General features: G+C 54.6%; 22 protein-coding genes and 1 pseudogene. 10 read left to right on the forward strand and 13 right to left on the reverse strand.

Annotation, left to right across the window (positions count from 1 at the left end; translation table 11 throughout):
• Positions 1-61: 61 nt before the first annotated feature.
• A complete protein-coding gene (locus tag ACOTZC_RS00285) occupies positions 62-598 on the reverse strand; it encodes a fimbrial protein (protein WP_421635535.1) in 537 nt (178 codons plus the stop codon).
• Positions 599-863: 265 nt separating this feature from the next.
• Here ACOTZC_RS00285 and ybiB point away from each other — a divergent pair, with 265 nt between their 5' ends.
• Positions 864-1,826, forward strand: coding sequence for a DNA-binding protein YbiB (gene ybiB, locus ACOTZC_RS00290; RefSeq protein ID WP_023310873.1), 963 nt, complete (start codon positions 864-866; stop codon positions 1,824-1,826).
• Between the two features lie 115 nt (positions 1,827-1,941).
• Here ybiB and ybiJ read toward each other — a convergent pair whose 3' ends face one another.
• The 3 genes from ybiJ to mcbA form a co-directional block, all read right to left on the reverse strand.
• On the reverse strand, positions 1,942-2,202 hold the full coding sequence (ybiJ, locus tag ACOTZC_RS00295) for a DUF1471 family protein YbiJ (protein ID WP_023310874.1): 261 nt from the start codon (positions 2,200-2,202) through the stop codon (positions 1,942-1,944).
• A gap of 285 nt (positions 2,203-2,487) precedes the next feature.
• A complete protein-coding gene (locus ACOTZC_RS00300; protein WP_029739810.1) occupies positions 2,488-2,754 on the reverse strand; it encodes a DksA/TraR family C4-type zinc finger protein in 267 nt (88 codons plus the stop codon).
• 122 nt (positions 2,755-2,876) lie between these two features.
• Positions 2,877-3,143, reverse strand: coding sequence for a DUF1471 family periplasmic protein McbA (mcbA, locus tag ACOTZC_RS00305; protein ID WP_023310876.1), 267 nt, complete (start codon positions 3,141-3,143; stop codon positions 2,877-2,879).
• 243 nt (positions 3,144-3,386) lie between these two features.
• Between mcbA and rlmF the strand changes: the two genes are divergently transcribed.
• Positions 3,387-4,298: a 23S rRNA (adenine(1618)-N(6))-methyltransferase RlmF gene (gene rlmF, locus ACOTZC_RS00310; protein WP_023310877.1), complete on the forward strand. Its 912-nt coding sequence runs from the start codon at positions 3,387-3,389 to the stop codon at positions 4,296-4,298.
• A 48-nt stretch (positions 4,299-4,346) separates the two neighbouring features.
• On the opposite strand, the gene ybiO is transcribed toward rlmF, so the two are convergent.
• The 5 genes from ybiO to ACOTZC_RS00335 all read right to left on the reverse strand — a co-directional run bounded on the left by ybiO (position 4,347) and on the right by ACOTZC_RS00335 (position 10,241).
• Positions 4,347-6,560: a mechanosensitive channel protein gene (gene ybiO, locus ACOTZC_RS00315; RefSeq protein WP_045619660.1), complete on the reverse strand. Its 2,214-nt coding sequence runs from the start codon at positions 6,558-6,560 to the stop codon at positions 4,347-4,349.
• A 125-nt stretch (positions 6,561-6,685) separates the two neighbouring features.
• A complete protein-coding gene (gene glnQ / locus ACOTZC_RS00320) occupies positions 6,686-7,408 on the reverse strand; it encodes a glutamine ABC transporter ATP-binding protein GlnQ (RefSeq protein ID WP_023310879.1) in 723 nt (240 codons plus the stop codon).
• On the reverse strand, positions 7,405-8,064 hold the full coding sequence (glnP, locus tag ACOTZC_RS00325) for a glutamine ABC transporter permease GlnP (RefSeq protein ID WP_014169254.1): 660 nt from the start codon (positions 8,062-8,064) through the stop codon (positions 7,405-7,407). Before glnP ends, glnQ begins: the two co-directional genes overlap by 4 nt.
• Before the next feature lie 83 nt (positions 8,065-8,147).
• Positions 8,148-8,891 (reverse strand): glutamine ABC transporter substrate-binding protein GlnH, encoded by a 744-nt coding sequence (gene glnH / locus ACOTZC_RS00330; protein ID WP_013097464.1) that lies wholly within the window; start codon positions 8,889-8,891, stop codon positions 8,148-8,150.
• Between the two features lie 609 nt (positions 8,892-9,500).
• On the reverse strand, positions 9,501-10,241 hold the full coding sequence (locus ACOTZC_RS00335; RefSeq protein ID WP_226855144.1) for an SHOCT domain-containing protein: 741 nt from the start codon (positions 10,239-10,241) through the stop codon (positions 9,501-9,503).
• Positions 10,242-10,328: 87 nt separating this feature from the next.
• On the opposite strand from ACOTZC_RS00335, the gene ACOTZC_RS00340 reads away from it, so the two are divergent.
• Together ACOTZC_RS00340 and ACOTZC_RS00345 are read left to right on the forward strand one after the other, a co-directional pair.
• A complete protein-coding gene (locus tag ACOTZC_RS00340; protein WP_421635536.1) occupies positions 10,329-11,060 on the forward strand; it encodes a hypothetical protein in 732 nt (243 codons plus the stop codon).
• Positions 11,061-11,260: 200 nt separating this feature from the next.
• A pseudogene (locus ACOTZC_RS00345) lies at positions 11,261-11,465 on the forward strand (IS4 family transposase); the annotation flags it as partial.
• A 45-nt stretch (positions 11,466-11,510) separates the two neighbouring features.
• Here the strand turns inward: ACOTZC_RS00345 and dps are convergent.
• Positions 11,511-12,014: a DNA starvation/stationary phase protection protein Dps gene (dps, locus tag ACOTZC_RS00350; protein WP_010428924.1), complete on the reverse strand. Its 504-nt coding sequence runs from the start codon at positions 12,012-12,014 to the stop codon at positions 11,511-11,513.
• 299 nt (positions 12,015-12,313) lie between these two features.
• Positions 12,314-13,201, reverse strand: coding sequence for a threonine/homoserine exporter RhtA (rhtA, locus tag ACOTZC_RS00355; protein WP_023310883.1), 888 nt, complete (start codon positions 13,199-13,201; stop codon positions 12,314-12,316).
• Positions 13,202-13,555: 354 nt separating this feature from the next.
• Between rhtA and ompX the strand changes: the two genes are divergently transcribed.
• Complete coding sequence (gene ompX / locus ACOTZC_RS00360) at positions 13,556-14,074, forward strand: outer membrane protein OmpX (protein ID WP_023310884.1); 519 nt, start codon at positions 13,556-13,558, stop codon at positions 14,072-14,074.
• Between the two features lie 145 nt (positions 14,075-14,219).
• Here ompX and ACOTZC_RS00365 read toward each other — a convergent pair whose 3' ends face one another.
• Both ACOTZC_RS00365 and mntS read right to left on the reverse strand, forming a co-directional pair.
• Positions 14,220-15,803 carry a phosphoethanolamine transferase gene (locus tag ACOTZC_RS00365; RefSeq protein WP_045403749.1) on the reverse strand — a complete coding sequence of 528 codons (1,584 nt, stop codon included), beginning with the start codon at positions 15,801-15,803 and terminating at the stop codon, positions 14,220-14,222.
• 283 nt (positions 15,804-16,086) lie between these two features.
• Positions 16,087-16,215 (reverse strand): manganase accumulation protein MntS, encoded by a 129-nt coding sequence (mntS, locus tag ACOTZC_RS00370; RefSeq protein ID WP_014831181.1) that lies wholly within the window; start codon positions 16,213-16,215, stop codon positions 16,087-16,089.
• 183 nt (positions 16,216-16,398) lie between these two features.
• On the opposite strand from mntS, the gene mntR reads away from it, so the two are divergent.
• The 5 genes from mntR (at position 16,399) to ACOTZC_RS00395 (ending at position 22,265) form a co-directional block, all read left to right on the forward strand.
• The gene (gene mntR / locus ACOTZC_RS00375) at positions 16,399-16,872 is read left to right on the forward strand and encodes a manganese-binding transcriptional regulator MntR (RefSeq protein ID WP_045355726.1); all 474 of its coding nucleotides are present in this window, start codon (positions 16,399-16,401) and stop codon (positions 16,870-16,872) included.
• Positions 16,869-17,978 carry an anion transporter gene (locus tag ACOTZC_RS00380; RefSeq protein WP_115874561.1) on the forward strand — a complete coding sequence of 370 codons (1,110 nt, stop codon included), beginning with the start codon at positions 16,869-16,871 and terminating at the stop codon, positions 17,976-17,978. Before mntR ends, ACOTZC_RS00380 begins: the two co-directional genes overlap by 4 nt.
• Positions 17,979-18,079: 101 nt before the next feature.
• The gene (locus ACOTZC_RS00385) at positions 18,080-19,174 is read left to right on the forward strand and encodes an HlyD family secretion protein (protein WP_163353593.1); all 1,095 of its coding nucleotides are present in this window, start codon (positions 18,080-18,082) and stop codon (positions 19,172-19,174) included.
• The gene (locus ACOTZC_RS00390; protein ID WP_033145003.1) at positions 19,171-20,742 is read left to right on the forward strand and encodes a DHA2 family efflux MFS transporter permease subunit; all 1,572 of its coding nucleotides are present in this window, start codon (positions 19,171-19,173) and stop codon (positions 20,740-20,742) included. Before ACOTZC_RS00385 ends, ACOTZC_RS00390 begins: the two co-directional genes overlap by 4 nt.
• Complete coding sequence (locus tag ACOTZC_RS00395) at positions 20,742-22,265, forward strand: efflux transporter outer membrane subunit (RefSeq protein ID WP_126302851.1); 1,524 nt, start codon at positions 20,742-20,744, stop codon at positions 22,263-22,265. Before ACOTZC_RS00390 ends, ACOTZC_RS00395 begins: the two co-directional genes overlap by 1 nt.
• The last annotated feature ends 95 nt before the right edge of the window (positions 22,266-22,360 follow it).

A 22,360-nucleotide genomic window follows, 5' to 3' on the forward strand; every position in this document is an offset into this window, starting at 1 on the left:
TCTCAAAGAAAGAGGAGATAGTAACCTTTGCGTGAAGGCGAATATCTCCTCATTAAACGTATCAGTTATAAATAACGGTAAAAGTAGAGGCTGAGTTAGCCTGCCCGGCCGTGATCGCAGCCTGAGTCTGAATATAACGTGCGCCAAACTCCAGATTAGTTACCGTCGTTCCAGGAGTTAAAGGATACTGCTTTGAAGGCGTATACAGACTGACGGGCTGTTCGGATGAATCAACCAGCTGAATCGCCACGCCGGTTGCAGTTGTCGCACCCGGGGTTAAGGCCAGCGTGGTATTATTATCCGCATCGGGCGTACCACCGAAGTTGATGGCTGCAGACGTGACCGTTTCCGGGCAGTCTTTTAACTGAATATCAAATTTCGTTAAGGTGCTGGTAGAGCCTGCGCCGGTAAATGTTGTTTTGGATACTTTGCCCAGCGCAACATTCAGCGGACTGCTTAAACCGTTCACCACCTGACAGGCGGAATCGATAATTTCACCCGTGAAGTTAATTTGCCCTTCGCCGGTGGATACCGCGAAAGAAGATGCAGAGCATCCCAAAGCTGCAGCAATGAATAAACCTAAAATGACTTTTTTCATATTTAAACCTGTATGTTTCTCCTTTCGACCTCTGCGTCCCGCATTATTCGAAGTTATGTCTCAACTACTCACCGCTGGCTATTTAATCAGAAAATTCAGGCCGGGAAAGATCCCGCGAAGCTTCCAAATAATTCAATTAATTCTTGCAAAATAATTTTTTTACTAAAACAATTGATTATAAAAATCCGCAGGGCGGGCAAAAAAACTAACAGCGGAGTCATCATCAGGGCTATATTGTTGATAACCTGCTGTAAGGAGAAATGTCGTGGATTATCGCAAAATTATCAAAGAGGTAGGGCGCGGGAAAAATCATGCCCGCGATCTGGACCATGAAACCGCGCGTGCGCTTTATACCCGCATGCTGGAGGGCGACGTCCCCGACCTGGAGATGGGGGGCATTCTGATCGCGCTGCGTATCAAAGGCGAAGGTGAAGCGGAGATGCGCGGGTTCTATGAAGCCATGCAGGCGCAAACGCTGCGCTTAACGCCGCCGGTGGCAAAACCCATGCCGATCGTGATCCCGAGCTACAACGGCGCGCGCAAGCAGGCAAATTTAACTCCATTGCTCGCAATCTTATTACACAAGCTGGGATTTCCGGTGGTGGTGCACGGCGTAAGCGAAGATCCCACCCGCGTGCTGACGGAAACCATTTTCGGGATGTTGGGCATCGAGCCAACGCGTCATGCCGGTCAGGCGCAGGCGAAGCTGGATGGCCATCAGCCTGTTTATATCCCGGTCGGCACGCTCTGTCCGCCGCTGGAAAAGCAGCTCGATATGCGCTGGCGCATGGGCGTGCGCAACAGCGCGCACACGCTGGCGAAACTGGCCACGCCGTTTGGCGAAGATGCCGCCCTGCGTCTCTCCAGCGTTTCGCATCCGGAATACGTGGCGCGCGTGGGGCAGTTCTTTGAGGCAATTGGCGCAAGGGCGTTACTGATGCACGGCACGGAAGGCGAGGTTTATGCGAACCCGCAGCGCTGTCCGCAGGTGATGCTGATCGATTCTGCCGGAACGCGCGCCGTTCTGGAACGCGGGGAAGAGAATAGCGGTGTGATATTGCCTGAGGCAAAAGATCCCCATACCACAGCCCACTGGATTGAGCAGTGCCTCGCCGGAAATGTTCCTGTTCCGCATTCCATAAAGCTGCAGATGGCCTGCTGTTTGCTGGCAACCGGAGAAGTGGAATCCGTCCAGGCCGGCCTTGAACGCGTGGCGCAGGCGTTTTAGACAAAAAAAGCCCGTCCAGTGGCGGACGGGCAAGCAAGGGTAACAACAACAGGGTCAATGAGGGTGGAGCAGCTCACCAGAGGGTATGGCGAGGGTACAGCATTCGTTCAGTCGATTATTTGTAGATAACCGCGGTACCGCTCAGCTTGTTATTGCCGTTAGCGGAGGTAATGGTGTATCCGCTTGCACCGGCAGCAGCGGCTTTCTCAGCCAGTTTGGCTTCCAGACCGTCCAGGGTGGTTGCGCCATCAGCACTCACCACACCGACTTTGTTCATGTTCTGTGCCTGAGTGGAAGAGACTGGCTCTACAGCGAAAGCGCCGAAAGACAGAGCGGACAGGGCAACAGCAGCTACAGCATATTTGATGGTTTTCATAATTAATCTCTCGCAGGTGTTTCTGTTAAGGGGACAATGTTCCGTCGATGTGATAAGTATCACGGTTTTTTGCGAGTGATAAAATCGAAGAGAATTGACGTGGTTGCTCAAAAAAATTGAATGACAAATAACTTATTGAATATTAATAAATTCAAAGCACCACTTTACACTTCTTGCGGATGCGCTTTACAGAAGCGATACGAAGGGCACGTTTTGCTACGCGTCTGGCTAAAAACCGTGAGCGTAAAGGAACGCGCGCGCTCGGTTAGCTTTGGTAAAGCAAAGTCAACGTAACTGGCTGTCTTTCGAACCTCTGCGATTATATCCCGAGTGTGATGCATTTTTTGAATCTTTATGCTGTTGGCACGTGATGCAAAGCCGCACGCCGGGAATGGCTTTTCGGCGCGCCTCCGGAATGGGTTCTCCGCATTCTTCGCATTCCGTTAGGCTTTCACCGCGCGGAATTTCACCGCGGGCACGCGCAACCGCATCTTCAATAGTACTGTTGATCTGTTCGTTAACAGCGTCGTCATTTGCCCAGCCGGAAGCCATAGCGTCCTCCTGAAATCGGTTTAGGCCATATGTTTACTATGGGGTTAAAAAATGAACAATCAAGGCGAAGAGAGAAGTGAACTGCACCCGTTGAGCAGATGCAGTCTTGTGGAAGAGACAGATTATTTATAAATGGTCGCAGTGCCGTACATATGGTTATCTCCGCCAGCGGAGTTCACCACGAATCCTTTTGCACCTTCCTGACGGGCTTTTTCGGCGAGCTTATCCTGTAGATCGTCAAGGTTACTGGCACGGCTTACCGAAACGGTGCCCGCAGCACGTAGCTGGCTCGTATCGGTACTTTGGGTCAGTGACTGAACGGCCATGGCAGAGAAGGACGCGGTCGCCAGGGCGGCTGCGATAACAGCAAGGGTCAGGTACTTTTTCATAATCACATCCTCATGAGGAAACAACAGGTGATTCCCTTTAAGTTTAGAAGCCTGACGAGTGTGACTTAGCGCAAATATTTGATGATGATCTGCTTATTTTTTGAACAATGTAAATTGACAATTCGCTGACGGATCATAGACATAAAGGTGTTTGATTTATGGCGGGTTTTTGAGTGTAGCAGAGAAAGATTTACCGTTGGGCCAGCAAAGAGTATCTTACGCCGCTGTTTAAAGGAGAATGCCATGACTGCCCAAAAGCCGGGATTGCACCCGCGAAATCGCCACCGCAGCCGCTACGACATGAACGCGTTATGCCTGAGCTGCCCGCCGCTGCAGGACTATCTTGTTCAGACCCCTGCGGGTGAATCCTCGGTCAACTTTGCTGACCCGCAGGCGGTTAAAATGCTGAACAAAGCCCTGCTGGCGCATTTTTACGGTGTAGCTCACTGGGATATCCCGGAAGGCTTTCTCTGTCCACCTGTGCCGGGCCGCGCTGACTACGTACATCACCTTGCCGACCTCCTTGCCGAAGGCAATGAGGGTGTCGTTCCACAGCAGGCCACCATCCTGGATATTGGCACCGGTGCGAACCTGATTTACCCGCTGATAGGGGCGCATGAATATCAGTGGCGCTTTACCGGAAGCGAAATCGGTGACGAGGCCTTTGCCAGCGCCCAGGCGATTATCAGCGCTAACCCGGGATTGAGCCGCGCCATTCGCCTGCGTCGTCAGAAAGACGCGGCGTCGATATTCAACGGCATTATTCACAAAAACGAAAGCTATGACGCCACGATGTGCAACCCGCCGTTCCATGATTCGGCGGCATCGGCCCGTGCGGGCAGCGAGCGCAAGCGCCGTAACCTGGGTCAGGCTGAAGATGCCGCGCTGAACTTCGGCGGACAGCAGCAGGAGCTCTGGTGTGAAGGGGGCGAAGTGGCGTTTATCCTGCGCATGATTGCGGAAAGCAAACAGTTTAGCCGTCAGGTGAAGTGGTTTACGACGCTGGTTTCCCGGGGGGATAACCTGCCGCCGCTCTACCGCGCGCTGACCGAAGCGGGCGCCGTAAAAGTGGTGAAAAAAGAGATGGCGCAGGGCCAGAAACAGAGCCGCTTTATCGCCTGGACGTTTATGGACAACAACAAACGTCGCAAATAGCACTCCGTCGTAGGCCGGGTAAGGCGAAGCCGCCACCCGGCAACCAGGTCACAGCGTCGGCTCCTGCGGAGGGAGCGGCGATGCGGGCGGCGGCAATACCTGATACGTCTGCACGGGCATCCGCACGTTCGCCAGATCAAAGTGTTTTTTCACCATGCTGTCGAGCGCAAAGCGCACCGTCCACTGCTTCAGCGGCTGGGTGGTGAACGACACGCGCAGGGTAAAGGCTGTGTTCGTCAGCCCGACGATGCCGGCAAATGACGGCTCTCCGATCACCAGCCCGCGAATATCCTCCATCTCCATCAGTTCTTCTACCGCATCGCGAAGTGCCTGCTTCGCTTTGTCCGCATCCTCGTGGCGATCCACATCGTAGTTCGCCACAACGGAACCAATGCCGCGCACAAAGTTGGCGAAGGTGGTGATCGAAGACCAGGGAATGATGTGGTACGCCCCGGTGTCCTGACGCACGCCAACCGAGCGGATGGACATCCTCTCCACGGTGCCGGTTAACGGCCCGATGGTCACCAGATCGCCCGTGTTCATCCCGTTTTCAAACTGAATGAAGATACCGGTAATAATATCCTTCACCAGCGTTTGAGAGCCGAAGGAGATGGCCAGCCCCAGGGCACCGGCACCCGCCAGCAGCGGGGCGATATTCACGCCGATTTCCGACAGCACGATCATGATGGTGATGGTGCTGATAATCACCGCCAGCGCGTTGCGGAACAGGGTTAACAGCGTTCTTGCCCGTGCGCTGGGCAGGGGCCTGCCGTGAATATCCGATACCAGGCGGTTCTCAATAAGGCTCGCCAGCAGCGTCCAGCCGACGGCGGAGAAGAATAAAATCAGCGCGATGCGAATCAGGATATCTACCGTTTTTTCACCCGCACCGTTGTGCAGCCAGTTCCAGAAATCAAACAGGCTCCATGCATTCAGGAGCAGCATAATCGCCACGCAGACGGTGAGAATGCGCGCCACCTTGAGCGATACCGACATCCAGCCGTTTACCCGCTTTTGCAGTTCCGGGTAATTACGCTGGACCTGCGGCGACAGGGTGATGGTTTTCGAGATCCAGCGCGACAGCAGCCCTGACACAAACGCCGCGATGCCGATAATGGCCAGGCTTTTGAACGTCGCTCCCATCATAAACTTCAGGCTATTGCCCGGGTCGAACAGCGAGAAGAAGCACAGCACGATGAAGTAAGCGCTTGCCAGCCAGTGCCACACCAGGGCGAACGCGCGGATAAAGAGGCTAAAGAACGAGAGGGAACGATCGGCCAGATTCAACAGGCTTTGGGTAATGGTTTTTTTATTGTGGAAGATAAGGTACAGCGACCAGACGGTAATGCAGATCATGATTAGAACGTTTGCCAGCGCGCCAAACTGGACGTTCACCTGGTTGGAGATGATCGGCACGGCAACCAGCAGGCCGTAGCCAATCAGCCCGCTGAGCACGCTCAGGCGCAGCGCCCAGTACTTCGCGCTCGCATCCCGAATGGAGAAAGGCCGCAGCTCCGGCACGTGCGGACAAAAGAGTAACCGCAGCAGCGCCTTGAAGAACTCAATCAGGGCAAAGGCATTCAGGAAAAGCGACTGCTGGAAGGCGATGGTTTTGTTGCCGGCATTCAGCGTGTCGGCCAGCATCTGGCCTAAAAACAGCGTCAACGCCAGCAGCAGTAAATCGATGATGAACGCGGAGGCGATCATCAACGGCAGGTGCAGCCAGCTGCTTTTATGCTGATTCTTTCTGCGTCCCCATTGCCCCATTTTGCGGTACAGCGGCCACGCGCACAGGCGCACCAGCCAGTAAAAAAGAAACACCGCCCCCGCCAGCATCAGGAACTGCGTGGCGGCGGCGGTAAACGTTTGCGGGTTAAATGGCTTATGCGGGGAGCCAATCAGGTTGCGGTAAAGCTGAGCGAAGCGCGAGGAGAGCGCTTCCCCATAGTGACGGCTCACGTCGGTGACGTTTTCCAGCACCGTTTTTTGCTCCTCAGCCTGCGGAGGGGTGAGGGTTGGCACCGACTCCTGCGGCGGCGTGGCGGCGGCTTTGCGCAGCTGGCCAATGAGCTCCTGCCGGGAGGTGTCGTTTTCAAGGACGTCGGCAAGCGCGCCGTAGGCGGCTTTTTTCTGTTCAACATCGGGTTCCGGAGGCGGCGTACTTTGCTGGGTAGCGGTGTTCCCGGTGGTCACTCCAGGGATCGCGACGGCGAACGATGGCGCACTAAACAGGCTAATCAACAGCAGCAGGATCCACGGCACGGCGTCCTCCGGTGAAAATGTCGAACAAAATGATAAGTATAGAAGTCGGGGCGCGGCGGGGGATTTTTGGGAACAATCTGGCGTAAAAAAGCCGGGCATGCCCGGCTTACGTTTGAAGCGAACAATCAGGAGACGTGCTGCAGGAACTCCTGCAAACGCTGGCTCGGCGGGTTCGCAATCAGCTCCTGCGGGTTACCGTCTTCCGCGATACGGCCTTTATCAATAAAGATCAGGCGGGACGCCACTTTTTCAGCAAAGCCGATTTCGTGGGTCACGATAACCATCGTCATCCCTTCTTCCGCCAGATCCTGCATGACTTTCAGCACCTCGTGGCGCAGCTCCGGGTCGAGTGCGGACGTAGGCTCATCAAACAGCATCATTTTCGGTTTGACCGCCAGGGCGCGAGCAATCGCCACACGCTGCTGTTGACCACCTGACAGCTCGGAAGGGTAGTGGTGCGCACGTTCTGCCAGGCCGACTTTCGCCAGCAGATCTTTTGCCAGCGCTTCCGCCGCCGCTTTGCTGGCACCGCGCACGCGCAGTGGGCCAAACATCACGTTTTCCAGCGCCGTGAGGTGCGGGAACAGGTAGAACTGCTGGAACACCATGCCCGCTTCCTGACGAATCAGACGGTCGTCCACTTTTGGGTCGTTTACCTTCAGGCCGTCGACGATCAGATCGCCGCTGGTGATCTCTTCCAGCTTGTTGATGCAGCGCAGCAGGGTGGATTTACCGGAGCCGGATGGCCCAATAATCACCACCACTTCACCCTGTTTGATGTTCAGATCGATATTGTGCAGCACCTGGGTTGGGCCAAAGTGCTTGGAAACGTTTTTAAATTCAATCACAGGATTTTCATCCTTCTTTCAAGACGACGCAGAACGAAGCTCAGAACCAGAGTAATGATCAGGTAGACAACGGCTACCGCACTCCAGATTTCCAGCGCGCGGAAGTTGCCTGCAATGATCTCCTGCCCCTGACGGGTCAGCTCGGCCACGCCGATAACAATGAACAGCGACGTATCTTTAATGCTGATGATCCACTGGTTACCGAGCGGCGGCAGCATGCGACGCAGCGCCAGCGGCAGAATAACGTGGCGGATCGTTTCGCGACGAGAAAGACCTAGCGCCAGACCGGCTTCACTGAAACCTTTATGAATCGACAGCACCGCACCGCGGGTGATTTCCGCAATGTAGGCACCTGAGTTGATCATAATGGTGACAACGGCCGCGCTGAACGGGTCGATGCGCAGGTCGGTGAATGCCATTGGCAGGGCGAAGTAGATGAACATGACCTGCACGACAATAGGCGTGCCGCGGATCACTTCGATGAAAACCAGTGCGATGTGGTTTGCGATCCAGCCGCCGTAGGTGCGGGCGAAACCGGCGACAAGACCGATAATCAACCCACCAACCAGACCCAGGACCGAAATCCACAGGGTCATTTTAGCGCCTTCAAGCAAGATAGGAATGGCAGGCCAGATGGCGCTCCAGTCAAACTGCATGATAATTTCCTGTTACTGTTACCGTGTTTCAAAAATAGCAGGGGCGAAAGGTCGCCCCCGAGTGAACGTGATTTTACGTCTTATTATTTAGGCTCGGTGCCGAACCATTTTTTGTAGATTTCGTTATAGGTGCCGTTCTCTTTCAGCGTTTTCAGCGCGCCGTTAACTTTCGTGCGCAGGTCGTCGCTGCCTTTCGGGAATGCGATACCGTACTGCTGCGCTTCCAGAGACTCGCCAACGGCTTTGAACTTGCCGTTACCGGCTGTCTTAATGAAGTACAGGATGTTAGGCGTGTCGTGCAGAACAGCGTCAGCACGGTTGGTGCCGAGTTCCATGTACGCGTTGTCGATGTTCGGGAACTGACGCAGGTCTTTGGTTTTGATATTTGCTTTCGCGTAATCAACAGAACCGGTGCCGCTCTTCACTGCCACCACTTTGCCGTCGAGATCTTTCACGCTTTTTACGTCGTTATTATCGGCTTTGACCATGACCAGCAGGCCGCTTTTGTAGTAGCCGTCAGAGAAGTCGATCGCTTTTTTACGTTCATCGGTAATGGTGATGCCTGCCAGTGCCAGATCAACGTTTTTGGTTTGCAGTGCCGGGATGATGCCGCTGAAGTCCATAGGCTTCAGGGTGTAATCCAGCTTGAGTTCTTTTGCGATAGCGGCCCACAGATCCACATCAAAACCAACGTATTTATCACCCTGTTTGAATTCAAACGGAACGAACGCCGTGTCGGTCGCCACAACCAGTTTGTCGGCAGCCTGAGAGGACACTGCAAAAGCCAGGGTAAGTGCAGCCAGTGAAACTTTTAATACAGACTTCATAGCATTTCCTTTTATATCCACGGGGCGATCCCCTGCGAGAACAGGTGGCACAATGAAAAAATCGTGCCAACTTTACAAGCTATTGTTTTGCAAAGGGGATGATGTCATGCATTGCACAATAAATGGGGCAATGAGGTGTTATTGCACCATACTGGAGCACCGTTTTGGTGCGCTTCGTTTGGCTCAACTGACGGGGAGATATTTAGCGTAAATTCTGACGAAAAAACAATCTTCCGTTAACGGTTGTGTGAGGTGATTATTACATTTCGTTCACTTTTGCAGGTGTGCAGGCAAAAAGTGTGCACCATAGATGTGCAAAACCCTCACCAATGGCACAGGTGACAGGCAGCTGAAACTGAAAGTGTCAAAACAGGCACGGAAAGAGAAACCTTCACTGCCAGAGTACTGATATGTCTGAGGGATATCTTGTGAGGTGCACGGCGTAGAGAAAATGGTGCTGACATCGCTGCCGCGGACCGCTATTACGGCGTGAGGCAACAAACGCCCCCGACCAGCAAGGCCGAGGGCGATTAAGATAGCAAAAACCGTTATCCGGTGAATTGGCTGCGGAATCCAATAATTTCCCCAGTTAACCCGGAGGAAGGAACGTTAAATCAGCTCCATTAATTTGCTTTTTTTGGCCTGGAATTCTTCTTCCGAAATGATCCCGCTCTCTTTGAGTTCGGAAAGCTTTTTGAGCTGCTCATAGGGATCCTGATGGGTCATAGCCGGTTCGGCTATTGGTGTTTCCGTCTTTACTCCGCGGCCAGCTTCAATCGCCTCAATCAGGGCGAGTTCTGCATCCTTGCTGAACATCTTAAATTCCAGATCGTCGTGGGAAGTATGGATCCGAATGACCCGGTGACCCAGCGTGGACTTGCGTTCAATCGACGTAATGGATTTTAACGGGATAGTCTCAATCACCTCGCCGAGAAAACCTTTACGGTAGAATGCCACTCGCTGGCCCGTAACGATCAGTGCACCGTTGTGCTGTTTGTCCTTACCCTGTCCCATCACTTTGCCGATATAACCTTCTCCCCACTGCAGAACGGCTTCACCAGGATTGAGATGGTTTGCTTCGAATTTGCTGACGTGCTTATTTTCTTTCATCAAAAAACTCCCTTTAAGAAGACCGATGCATTTGGCCTGCATCGGATTGAAGTCACTGCAAAATGAATCATCTATCATATTGCATACCCGGGATAACTGCACTTCTTGAAAGGCGATTTTGTACACGGTATTTACCGGATGATCTGCTTCAGACGCGGAGGGGTCAGCGAGCGGATGCGAAGAAAGAATCCTGCCGGCAGAATGAAGACGACCGCCACGTCTCTTCCGGTGCTGGCGCATAAGAGTGAATTACTCCCTAATTAGATCTTATTTTTCTGATAATATGACATTGTTTTTTAATGGATATATACAGTCAAAAGGATAACGATGAGCACTTTTCTTTCTTTAATCGCATTTATTCTGTTTGTAGCCTTTATTATTGGCCTGATTAAACCTTCGCTGGTCAAAATGCCCGGTCGTAAGCAAGTCAGTGCCGTTTATCTGGGCGGTTTTCTGGGCCTCTGCGTAATCAGTGCCATCCTGCTACCGGCCGACCGCAGTCCGGCCGTCGTGAAAAAACAGGATCAGCCGCAGAATGCGGACGTCTCCCCGCCGCCTTTCAAATATGCCGATAAAACCCTTACCGAGTATCGTAGGGAGCGTAAGGATACGCGACACAAGATTGTGGCTGCTTATATGGCATATCGTCAGGTGCCCGTCGCGCCAGAAGAGGGGTTTTATGCCTGCGTGAGCCAGAACAGCTACACCACGCAGGGTGACACACCGTTTGGCGTGATAGCGAACTGGTGTTTCACTGAATACCGTTCCAGTCCTGAGATGCTGGCAAAACGCATCAACTTCGATACATTTCAGGATAATTTTAGCGGTTGGAACGGGGCTTATCGTCCGTTAGAGGCCATGATCAAAGCCGACATGCATGATGATTCCTCCTACAAACACCTCTCCACACGGTATCATCTGGTTCTGACCGACGATCCGCATGCCACGATAGATACCACATTCCGTGGCACCAACGCCTTTGGTGGCGTAGTCAAAGAGACTGTCTCTGCGCGGGTAGATCTGCGAACCGGGAATGTTATTTCGATCGTTGAACAGTAAGGGCAGCAAGCTTCCTCGTCTGTTCGTGCGAGTGAAGGGCCAACAGCGAGGCTGCTTTTTTAACATTCATTGAAAATATGATTTGTATCATATGTCTTGCTCTCTTTTTTCGCCGAAAAATTAAGCATTAGCGTTTGGCGGCAGAGCGATTATGCGCTCTGCCGTTTTTTTATCCTCGACCCGACGTTAACACCTTGCTCAAGATCGCGTCCTGGCTTATAGCGACGGACATGCCAGTGCTGGAAATAGAGCGTCACCAGGAACCGTCTCGAAAAAGCTGGAACATCTGCGTGGAAATCTGGAAGCGTTGTTCATAATAAAACGCCCCCGACCATGAAGGCCGCGGGCGGTTAAGATATCAAAACCATTTATTCAGTGAAACACAGTGCCGCTCCGCTTATGTGAACGGCATCGCGTCATGGCGAGGGTTTAATAGAGCAATTATATGAATTACTCGATGTTAGATTCGATAAACCACAGGAATTGATCAAGGTCGCGTGACGCGGCGGTGAAAATGTCTGCGGTATCTTCGTCTTTGGCTTCGCCAATCGCTTTGCGCACGTCATTGGCCACAATCGCATAGCGGTCCGCCAGCTCTTTAAGGTGATCCTGAACGGTATGGATATCCAGCGGATAACTCTTCAGTGGCGTTTTGCTGTTGATCACCTGTGTGGTACCAAGCGCCACGCCGCCCAGCTGAACGGCACGTTCAGCCATCGTATCGAGGTGGGTTACCAGTGCTGTGCGGAAGCCATCCAGCATTTCATGAACGGCAATAAAGTTTGCACCGCGCATATTCCAGTGGGCCTGTTTGGTGATCAGCGAAAGATCGATGAACTGGATCACCTGGCGATTCAGCAACTCAATGGTCGCCTTCTTGTCGCTATCCGATACATCGTTACGGGTATAAAGCAGATTAGACGCTTTCGTTTTCACCAGTTTAGCGGTACTCATAATCTCATATCCTCTTGATGTTTATGTCCCAGGTAATTACGGAACTAAGTATAGCACCGGATTTTTTCTCTGCGGTTTGGCTATGCCTATCGGTTTAATAGCGAGAAGTGGCTTTAGAATTTAATTTATTGAAATTAATGGGTAATTTTTAAATTGATACAGATCAATCTTAATTGCTGATTGGGGATGTAAACGCAGAGGGATATTTCGAAAATAGCGCAAAGTGTGTAAGAAATTATAACGTCTGTCTTTCTGGCCTTTATTCTGCATGGCGTGGAAGCCATGCAGAATATATGGCCTTAGCTGATATCCACTTTCTCAACTTTAGGCTCCGGGCGCATGGTGAGCGTCGAGCCCATTGATGCCGCGATAATCGAGCAGAGCGCCAGCGTCTGGGTCAACGTGAGGGTTTCGCCGAGAAACACCATTCCGGAAATGGCGGCTAGCGCAGGCTCCATGCTCATCAGCGTGCCAAATATGCGCGTCGGCAGACGCGTAAGGGCAATCATCTCCAGAGAGTAGGGGAGTGCGGTAGAAAGAATCGCGACCGCCAGCCCGATGGGCATGACGGACCATTGCCAGATAGATTCGGTTGCCTGCGCCATGCCGATAGGCACGAAGACGATGGCTGCGATCAGGGAACCTAAGGCGACGGTCGCCGGACCGTGCTCTTCTCCTGCACGCTGGCCCGTAAGTATATAGACGGCCCAGCAGGCGCCTGCACCCAGCGCCAGGGCTGCACCCGTCAGATCGATCTCAGCGACGCTCTGGCCCAGCGGCAGCAGGAACCATAAACCCAGAACGGCTAACACGACCCAGATAAAATCGACCGGACGTCGCGAGGAGAACAGCGCCACCGCCAGCGGGCCGGTAAACTCCAGCGCGACGGCGATCCCCAGCGGTATCGTCTGAATAGAGAGGTAGAACAGATAGTTCATTGCCCCAAGGGAGAGTCCATAAAACAGCAGGGGTAAACGCTGCTCCTTTTTGAAGCGCAGACGCCAGGGTTTGAAAATGACCACCAGTATCACCGTGCCCAGCACGATACGCAGGGCAGTCACCCCAGGCGCACCGACCAGCGGAAAAAGTGATTTTGCAAGCGAAGCACCGCTTTGAATGGACAACATGGCAATGAGTATGACTGCTACCGGCAACCAGACCGACGACGTGCGGGATAACCCAGGCATCCTTTCTCCTGTCAGCTTATGTCAAATGAGGTAAAGGTTGCAGTGTAAAGGAAATAAGCGGCAACGGTTGAGGTGCTGTTGAAAAAAAACCTCGTGAAATCCGTAAAATGGTTAAGCGCTGGTGGATTTATCGCCTGATAGATTAGGAATAATCTGGATGAATGTAACGGCGCTTGCGCGCACTATGCGCATTTAGTAGTGAAAATTGCATGTGATTTGAAAGAGATAGCTGATGCTGGAAACGTTCTGTTACAGGAAAGGTTTCATTAGACATCACGAATCACAAAGAGTTTCGCAAATTTTTTTGATATATTTAAAACTTACGGACTTACTTGAAGCACATTTGAGGTGGTTATGAAAAAAATTGCATGTCTTTCAGCACTGGCCGCTGTACTGGCTGTTTCCGCAGGTACCGCTGTAGCTGCTACTTCTACTGTTACTGGTGGTTACGCTCAGAGCGACTATCAGGGCGTGATGAACAAAGCTAACGGTTTCAACCTGAAGTATCGCTACGAGCAGGATAACAATCCACTGGGCGTGATCGGTTCTTTCACCTACACCGAGAAAGATCGTTCTGAAAACGGCGCATACAACAAAGGCCAGTATTACGGTATCACCGCTGGTCCAGCTTACCGTCTGAATGACTGGGCGAGCATCTACGGTGTTGTAGGTGTTGGCTACGGTAAATTCCAGCAGACTGAAAACCAGAGCGAAAGCCGCACTGCAAGCAACAGCGACTATGGCTTCTCCTATGGCGCAGGCCTGCAGTTCAACCCAATCCAGGACGTTGCTCTGGACTTCTCCTATGAGCAGAGCCGTATCCGCAACGTTGACGTTGGCACCTGGATCGCGGGCGTAGGTTACCGCTTCTAATCACTCCGGTGAGCTAATAAAAAATCCGCCCAATGTGGCGGATTTTTTTTGTGGAAAGTAAAAGCAAAACGGCAACCCCAGGTTGCCGTTTTTAGTGTTATTCCCTCTCCCCGTGGGAGAGGGTCAGGGTGAGGGTATCGGACCGCTACTTACTCTTAATATCGAAAATATCCGTACCCAGATGGTTGTAGTCAACTTTCTGTAACTTGAAGTTGGTAACGTACACTGGGGGAGCTTTCTTGTTAGAGACAAACGGGTAAGCCGTTTTTATCTGCCCGGCTGTAATTCCCGTCCACTGCGAGAAGAACTGCAGGAAATCATTTGCCGAACGGCGCGCTTTAATCACGCGATGCGTTTTATCATCACTCGACAGCACCATAAACGGCACCTGGAAGTTCTGCTGGAACTTGTCATCGTGCGCCAGGTACTGCACCTCTTTACCACGCTCTTTAAACGCCAGCCCATGATCCGAGAAATAGACCATGGAGAAGCTGTCGCCCGTATTGCGTAGCTGATCGTACAGCTTGCTCAGCAGGTCGTCGGTTTGCGTCATGGTGTAGAGATAGCAAGAGGTCTCTTTGGACTGCACGAACTCCGCGTACTTCCCGCCGGTCCGATCGCAGGCCTGCGGGTGCGACCCCATCAGGTGCAGGACGATCAGCTGAGGCTGGGTGCGCGGAGTGGCGAAGACCTGTGCCGTCATTTTCAACAGCGCTTCGTCTTTGGTATTTTTGTCGGCTTCAAAGTCGCCGTTCTTCAGGAACTGCACTTCGTCGGCACGTTTGGCGATACTGGCGATGGCCGTATCGTATTCGCCAATTTGCCCCTGATTGGAGAACCACCAGGTCTGATAACCCGCGCGGTTTGCCAGGGTGACAAAATTATCCTGATACTGAGGTTTGCCGTCGACGACCCGGTTAAGCGTCAGGCCGAGCGATTTCTGCGTCGAGCCGCTGGCCGCAACATAATCGGTAAACAGCGTGCCTTTGACCGAACTGGCAAACGGTGTGTTATCCCAGTGTCCGCCGAAGGCTCCCATTGCATCGCGACGGGCACTTTCCCCAATCACCACCACATAGGTGTGATACTTCGGCTTAACGGCCAGCACGTTCCAGGTGTCTTTCATATTGGAAAGCTCAGCCATGCGCGCCTGTTCGTCGAGAACCTCTTTATTATTGACAACGACGTCCTTCACGAAGCGAAAAACCGGATAGCCGATATTGGTGAGCCTGAGCTTACCGTCCCAGGGAATATTCTGGATGGGGGCGACAAACGCCACGGCAACGCTGAACACCAGACAGAGTATTTCGATCTTACCCCAGGATTTTTTCTCGCCCGGCTGACGGCGGATGGCGATAACGCCCAACGCGAAGATAAAGATCCCGACCACGTAGCTGTACCACGGGAAGATCGTCAGGATCTCCGTTGACTCTTCCATATTGGTCGAGTGCAGCGCCAGCAGGGTATTAAAGTTTGGCGCGCCGTAAGCCTGGCCAAACGGGAAATAGAGTGCAGCGACCAGCGAGCAGATCCCGATTAACGCTTTTTGCACGCGCGGTGCGGTTCGCCACAGCACATGCAGAACGCAGGTGAAAGCCACCGCGTAGAGCAGACTAAAGGGATAACCCAGCGCAAAGTTAATCAGCAATGACTGCAAAAAGTAAAAACCCGTCCACGGGCTTAAGGCCCGGCTGCGGGTCACAACGGTATCTATCAGGGTTACATTCATAGGTCACTATCATGGATGAAAACGCCATGTGCTCACCCTGGCGTCAAGGGTCATAACCTGCCTGACAGTGCGTGGAGAGGGAATGAGGGTCCGCTTCAGCGAGCCGCAAATTGTGCAGGGCTGCAAGAAGATAGTGCGAGCGCTAAATAATATCAACAGTTGCTAAGCAGATGTTTTGCGAAGGGGATTGCAAATCCGCAAAAAAGATCGGGAATAAGGCGGCTGGAAGCCAGTTTACAGCGTGATTGTGACGGGAAAATGAAGCGGCGTACCGCAACGCCGCTTAGTGGGAAGGTTTGTCGTCCTGATGCGGTTTGTTGTTAAACATATCGCACAGCATGTTCAACAGCATTAAGCGCACTTTAAAGGGAGAGTGGGTAAACACGGTCATGCACCTCTTGAATTCGTTCATAAGACCTCCTGAGTTTTGATCCCTTCGATCCGTGAAGGGTGACTGCATTACATACAGATATAGCACAGGCTATATTGTATAGCTATGGCTATTTCGTTAATTTTTTGTGCTTGCGGAGCTATGGTTTACAATGTGCGCTCTCGAAACCGGGCGCTGGAAGCGTCACCCCACTGAGGAAGTACAATGAACCGTCGCGCAGGTCATCCGACAATCAGGAAAACGACGCAACTGGTGAATGTTGAAGAACATGTCGAAGGTTTTCGCCAGGTCCGTGAAGCGCACCGGCGTGAACTGATTGATGACTATGTTGAACTCATTTCCGATCTGATCCGTGAGGTTGGTGAAGCGCGCCAGGTCGATATGGCCGCCAGGCTGGGGGTTTCACAGCCAACTGTCGCTAAAATGTTAAAACGCCTGGCCTCCGTGGGCTTAATTGAAATGATCCCCTGGCGCGGTGTTTTTCTGACGCCGGAGGGGGAGAAACTCGCGCAGGAGAGCCGCGAGCGCCATCAGCTTGTCGAGAATTTTTTACTGGTGCTGGGCGTCAGCCCGGAGATTGCCCGCCGGGATGCGGAAGGCATGGAACACCACGTCAGCGAAGAGACGCTGGTGAAGTTTCGCGAATTTACCCTTAAATATGGTCCCTCCGCTGAATGAAAATCCCTGGACTGCAGGCCCTGGCACGCGATCGTTTCTTCCATCTCTTATTACTCATTGGCGTAGGGTTAAGCCTCTTTGTGCCGTTTACGCCGCAGGCCTGGCCCGCCGCGATTGACTGGCGCACCATCATTACCCTGAGCGGCCTGATGATGCTCACCAAAGGGGTCGAGCTGAGCGGCTACTTTGACGTTCTTGGCCGTAAAATGGTTCGCCGCTTTGCCACCGAACGCAGGTTGTCCCTGTTTATGGTGTTTTCTGCCGCGGTGCTGTCGACGTTTCTGACCAACGATGTGGCGCTGTTTATCATCGTGCCCCTCACGCTTACGCTGCGTAAGCTATGCGAGATCCCGGTCAGCCGGTTGATCATCTTTGAAGCGCTCGCCGTTAACGCCGGCTCACTTCTGACGCCAATCGGCAATCCGCAAAATATCCTTCTCTGGGGACGTTCCGGGCTGTCGTTCGCCGCCTTTACCTGGCAGATGGCCCCTCTGGCGCTGGTGATGATGCTGTCGCTGCTGGCGGTATGCTGGTTTGCGTTTCCGGATAAAAAGCTGCAGTACCACAGCGGCACAACGGGCCCGCAGTGGCAGCCGCGTCTGGTGTGGAGCTGCCTCGGGTTATACATCGTCTTTCTGTTTGCGCTGGAGCTGAAGTATGAGCTGGCGGGCGTCCTGCTCGTTGCCGCAGGCTTTGTCGTCCTGGCGCGTCGCGTTCTGGTAAGCGTGGACTGGACGCTGCTGCTGGTCTTTATGGCGATGTTCATCGACGTGCATCTGCTTATTCAGCTCCCGGTGCTGCAAACCGTTCTGCACAGCGTCAGCAGTCTGCCGCAGGCAGGGCTGTGGCTGACGGCGATTGGCCTGTCGCAGTTTATCAGCAACGTGCCTTCCACCATTCTGCTGCTCAACTACGTTCCGCCGGACACGCTTCTGGCCTGGGCGGTGAACATCGGCGGGTTTGGGCTGCTGCCCGGCTCGCTGGCAAACCTGATAGCCCTGCGCATGGCCAACGATCGTCGTATCTGGTGGCGTTTCCACATCTGGTCGATTCCGATGCTGGTTTGGGCCGCGGCGATCGGTTTCGGAATATTCCTTCTCATATAGTGCGCAATTTGTCAGTTTTTCCTGGCAAACGTATAGCAACGTCCTAGCTTTAGTGAACGGCATAGTGTGATGCCGCTCACTGACAGGACCGTTGCTGAACTATGGCTGAAGATCAAAACTCGCCTGCTGACGAGCAGGACAAAAACAATAATGAGCGTAAGCGCCCGGGCAAGAAACCGTTAATTATCCTCGGCATTGTCGTGGTGGTAATGGTGGTCGTGGCGCTGGTCTGGTGGTTTTTAACCCGTAACGAAGAGACGACCGACGACGCCTTTACCGACGGCGACGTGGTGACGATTGCCCCCAAAACGGCGGGCTACGTTACCGAGCTGCGCGTGCGCGATAACCAGCGCGTGAAAAAGGGCGATCTGCTGGTGGTTATCGATCCGCGGGACACCACCGCGCAGCGCGATCAGGCTCAGGCCCAGCTTGGGCTGGCTATCGCGCAGCTGCATCAGGCCCAGGCGCAGCTGGCGCTTTCAAAAGTCCAGTATCCCGCCCAGCGTGACGAAGCCAAAGCGCAGGTGCTGAAAGCGCAGGCCGATCTGGCGAACGCGCAGGCGGAGTACCGTCGTCAGCGCGGCGTCGACCCGCGTGCGACCACCCAGCAAAGTATTGATTCCGCGAATGCTCAACTGCGCAGCGCGCAGGCAGGGCTGGCCAGCGCTCAGGCGCAGCTGGAAGTGGCAGAGCAGGTACAGCTGCAAATCCGCCAGCAGGAAACCAACGTTGAAGCGCGCGAGCGTCAGGTCGATCAGGCTAAAGCGCAGCTGGAAACCGCCAACCTTAATCTCTCCTATACCGAAGTTCGCGCCCCGTTCGACGGCGTTGTTACCAAACGCAACGTGCAGCCCGGCACGCTGGTGCAGGCGGGAACGGCGCTGTTCTCGCTGGTTTCCCCTAACGTGTGGGTGGTCGCGAACTTTAAAGAGTCGCAGCTCGAGCGCATGAAGCCGGGCGATAAGGTCACCGTGTCCGTCGACGCGTGGCCGGATATGGAGCTTGAGGGCCACGTAGACAGTATCCAGCAGGGCAGCGGCTCGCGCTTCTCCGCCTTCCCGGCAGAAAATGCCACCGGTAACTTCGTCAAAATTGTGCAGCGCGTGCCGGTCAAAATCGTGATTGATAAGGGCCTGGATCCAAACAAACCGCTGCCGCTGGGGCTGTCGGTCGCACCGAAGGTGACGGTGGAATGACGGATCACAGCCACGACAGCTGGAAGCCCGCCAGCAATCCGTGGGCGGTGGCGATTGTCGTCACCCTGGCGGTATTCATGGAAATTCTGGATACCACCATCGTCAACGTGGCGCTCCCCCACGTGGCAGGATCGCTCTCGTCCAGCTATGACGAATCTACCTGGGTGTTAACCAGCTATCTGGTCGCGAACGGCATCGTGCTGCCCATCTCGGCGTTTCTGAGCCGGGTGTTTGGCCGCAAGCAGTTCTTCCTGATCTGCATCGTCATGTTTACCGTCTGCTCGTTCCTGTGCGGGATTGCCACCGAGCTGTGGCAGATCATCCTGTTCCGCGTGATGCAGGGCTTTTTTGGCGGCGGGCTGCAGCCCACGCAGCAGTCGGTGCTGCTCGACTACTTCAAACCCGAAGACCGGGGCAAAGCGTTTGGTCTGTCCTCCATTGCGATTATCGTTGCGCCGGTGCTCGGCCCGACGCTGGGCGGTTGGATCACCGACAACTATTCCTGGCGCTGGGTGTTCTTTATCAACATTCCGGTGGGGATTGTGACGGTGCTGGCGATCTACCAGCTGCTGGAAGATCCGCCGTGGGAGAGCAAATCAAAAGAGAAGCTGACTATCGACTGGACGGGGATCGGCCTGATCGCGCTGGGGCTGGGCTGTCTGCAGGTGATGCTCGACCGGGGAGAAGACGAGGACTGGTTCTACTCGAACTTTATCCGCACCTTCGGCGTGTTGACGCTTGTCGGCATTATAGGCGCCATCTACTGGCTGGTATATGCCAGAAAGCCGGTGGTGGATCTGCACTGCATGAAGGACCGCAACTTTGCCATCTCCAGCCTGCTGATGGCGGGGATGGCGATGATTTTGTACGGCAGCTCGGTTGTTATCCCGCAGCTGGCGCAGCAGGACCTGGGCTACACCGCTACCTGGTCGGGGCTGGTGCTGTCGCCCGGCGCGGTGCTGATTGTGTTAACCATTCCGCTGGTGCTGAAGCTGATGCCGGTGGTGCAGACGCGCTGGATTATCGCCTTTGGCTTTACCTGTCTGGCGGTGTCGTTCTTCTGGTCGCGAACGCTGACGCCGGATATCGACTTCGAAACGCTGGTGCTGTTCCGCAGCGCCCAGTCGATAGGGCTGGGGTTCCTGTTTGTGCCGCTCACGACTATTGCGTTTATCTCGATACCGAGGCGGCTGAATGCCGATGCGGCGGCGCTGTTTACCATGTTCCGCAACGTAGCGGGTTCGATTGGCATATCCCTTTCGACGGCGGCCATCACCGAACGCGCGCAGGCGCACAGCGCGCATCTGGCGTACCACGCCTCGCCGCTTAACGAGCAGTTCCAGCAGGCGATACGCGAAAGCGCCCAGGCGATCCAGAACTTCACTACCCAGGTGGGCGACCCCACCGGCATCGCCACCGGACGCATGTACCAGACGATGATCGAGCAGTCGCGCTTCCTGGCCTACATCGACGTCTTTACCATTCTGAGCGCGGTGGCCTTGTTACTGATTCCGTTTTGTTTGTTGCTCTCGCCGGTTAAGAGCGAGGGGAGTGCAGGAGCACATTGATGATACACAGACGTTTACACCCCCTGATGATAATGATGCTGCTGGCGGGCTGCGCCGTCGGGCCGGACTACCAGCAGCCTGCGCCGCCCGCCGTTACGCACTGGAACGATAAGGGCGACAGCGCGGTGAAATCGCAAACTACCTCCGCCGCGACCAACCCGCGCTGGTGGAAGACCTTCGGCTCGCCGCAGCTCGACAGCCTGGTTGAGCGCGCCATTGCCGGAAACCTGACGCTGCAGCAGACGGTGCTGCGCATCGCCGGAGCGCGAGAGCAGATTAACCAGGCGGGCGGGGCGTTTTATCCGTCGGTGAACGGCAATCTGCAGGCGACGCGCCAGCAGCTTGGGCTTGAAGGGGAGCTGAAATCTCATGGCGTGTACGACCAGCTTGATAATGTCGATCCTGAACTGCGGGGCGCGTTAGGGCCGCTGACGCAGCCGATTAACCTCTACCAGGGCAGCTTCGATGCCCAGTGGGAAATCGACCTGTGGGGCAAGGTGCGTCGTCAGGTGGAAGCCGCCGAAGCGCAGCAGAAAGCCGCCATTGAGCAGCGTAACGATGCGCTGGTGTCGCTGGAAGCCGAAGTGGCGCGCGCGTGGCTCCAGCTGCGCGGGGCGCAGAGCATTATCGCCACGCTGAACACCCAGATTAAAAGCGCGCAGCAGACGCTGGATCTGACGGAAAGCCGCCAGCGGGGCGGGCTGTCGCCACAGATGGACGTGGAAAACGCCCGAGCGCAGCTGGGCAACCTTGAAGCACAGCTTCCGCAGTATCAGGCGCAGGAGCGGCAGGCGATGAACGGCCTGGCGATCCTGCTCGGCAAGCCGCCTGGGGCGCTGGATGCGGAATTGCAAAGCGTGCAGCCGATGCCGGCCCTGCCGGATATCGTGCAGACCGGCATTCCGTCCACGCTGGCGCGACGCCGTCCGGACGTGCGCGAAGCGGAGGCGAACCTTCACGCCGCCACGGCGCAAATCGGCGTCTCGGTGGCGGAGCTGTTCCCGAGCTTTACGCTCTCCGGGCAGTTTGGCCTGCGCAACAGCGAAACCAACTGGCTGACCGACTGGAGCAGCCACTTCTACAGCTTCGGCCCGCAGGTCTCCATTCCCATCTTCCAGGGCGGTCGGCTGGTCTCCAGCGTCAAGGTGGCGCGCGCGCAGCAGGGAGCGGCGGTGCTGGACTATCGCCAGACTGTGCTGACCGCGCTCGGGGATGTGGAAAACGCGCTGGTGAGCTATCGCACCGACCAGCAGCGTGAAGCGGGTCTCGCAAAAACGATCGACGCCCTGCAAAACGCTTTTGACCTGGCAAGCGACAGCTACCGCCAGGGGATCGCCAGCTTTATCGACGTTCTGGACGCGCAGCGGCAGCTCGCGCAGGCCCAGCAGCAGCGCGCACAGGCGCAGGTGCAGAGCGCGCTCGATCTCGTGGCGCTCTACAAGGCCCTCGGCGGCGGCTGGGAGCCGTATCAGCAGGTGCAGTTACCGGACTACAGCGTCTTTGGCGACGCCCCGCGCGGATAAATTCAGAGGATTGGGCAAGAAACGGACAGGAACGCCACATTCGCGATGGCTGAGGGGCGGGTATAACTATCGGGTACCCAATCGACATGCGAGGA

The sequence above is a fragment of the Enterobacter cloacae complex sp. SHL009 genome (assembly GCF_049237205.1).
Classification (GTDB): Bacteria; Pseudomonadota; Gammaproteobacteria; order Enterobacterales; family Enterobacteriaceae; genus Enterobacter; species Enterobacter cloacae_M.

What these genes read in the sequence shown, in the direction of transcription:
- ACOTZC_RS00340 (WP_421635536.1), top strand. Translation starts at nt 10,329, where the DNA reads ATGAGCACTTTTCTTTCTTTAATCGCATTTATTCTGTTTGTAGCCTTT.
- ACOTZC_RS00365 (WP_045403749.1), bottom strand. Translation starts at nt 15,803, where the DNA reads ATGAATGTAACCCTGATAGATACCGTTGTGACCCGCAGCCGGGCCTTA.
- rhtA (WP_023310883.1), bottom strand. Translation starts at nt 13,201, where the DNA reads ATGCCTGGGTTATCCCGCACGTCGTCGGTCTGGTTGCCGGTAGCAGTC.
- glnP (WP_014169254.1), bottom strand. Translation starts at nt 8,064, where the DNA reads ATGCAGTTTGACTGGAGCGCCATCTGGCCTGCCATTCCTATCTTGCTT.
- mntS (WP_014831181.1), bottom strand. Translation starts at nt 16,215, where the DNA reads ATGAACGAATTCAAGAGGTGCATGACCGTGTTTACCCACTCTCCCTTT.
- ACOTZC_RS00335 (WP_226855144.1), bottom strand. Translation starts at nt 10,241, where the DNA reads ATGCGCCAGCACCGGAAGAGACGTGGCGGTCGTCTTCATTCTGCCGGC.
- ACOTZC_RS00390 (WP_033145003.1), top strand. Translation starts at nt 19,171, where the DNA reads ATGACGGATCACAGCCACGACAGCTGGAAGCCCGCCAGCAATCCGTGG.
- ACOTZC_RS00285 (WP_421635535.1), bottom strand. Translation starts at nt 598, where the DNA reads ATGAAAAAAGTCATTTTAGGTTTATTCATTGCTGCAGCTTTGGGATGC.
- ACOTZC_RS00300 (WP_029739810.1), bottom strand. Translation starts at nt 2,754, where the DNA reads ATGGCTTCCGGCTGGGCAAATGACGACGCTGTTAACGAACAGATCAAC.
- rlmF (WP_023310877.1), top strand. Translation starts at nt 3,387, where the DNA reads ATGACTGCCCAAAAGCCGGGATTGCACCCGCGAAATCGCCACCGCAGC.
- ACOTZC_RS00395 (WP_126302851.1), top strand. Translation starts at nt 20,742, where the DNA reads ATGATACACAGACGTTTACACCCCCTGATGATAATGATGCTGCTGGCG.
- ompX (WP_023310884.1), top strand. Translation starts at nt 13,556, where the DNA reads ATGAAAAAAATTGCATGTCTTTCAGCACTGGCCGCTGTACTGGCTGTT.
- ACOTZC_RS00385 (WP_163353593.1), top strand. Translation starts at nt 18,080, where the DNA reads ATGGCTGAAGATCAAAACTCGCCTGCTGACGAGCAGGACAAAAACAAT.
- mntR (WP_045355726.1), top strand. Translation starts at nt 16,399, where the DNA reads ATGAACCGTCGCGCAGGTCATCCGACAATCAGGAAAACGACGCAACTG.
- mcbA (WP_023310876.1), bottom strand. Translation starts at nt 3,143, where the DNA reads ATGAAAAAGTACCTGACCCTTGCTGTTATCGCAGCCGCCCTGGCGACC.
- dps (WP_010428924.1), bottom strand. Translation starts at nt 12,014, where the DNA reads ATGAGTACCGCTAAACTGGTGAAAACGAAAGCGTCTAATCTGCTTTAT.
- ACOTZC_RS00380 (WP_115874561.1), top strand. Translation starts at nt 16,869, where the DNA reads ATGAAAATCCCTGGACTGCAGGCCCTGGCACGCGATCGTTTCTTCCAT.
- glnH (WP_013097464.1), bottom strand. Translation starts at nt 8,891, where the DNA reads ATGAAGTCTGTATTAAAAGTTTCACTGGCTGCACTTACCCTGGCTTTT.
- ybiJ (WP_023310874.1), bottom strand. Translation starts at nt 2,202, where the DNA reads ATGAAAACCATCAAATATGCTGTAGCTGCTGTTGCCCTGTCCGCTCTG.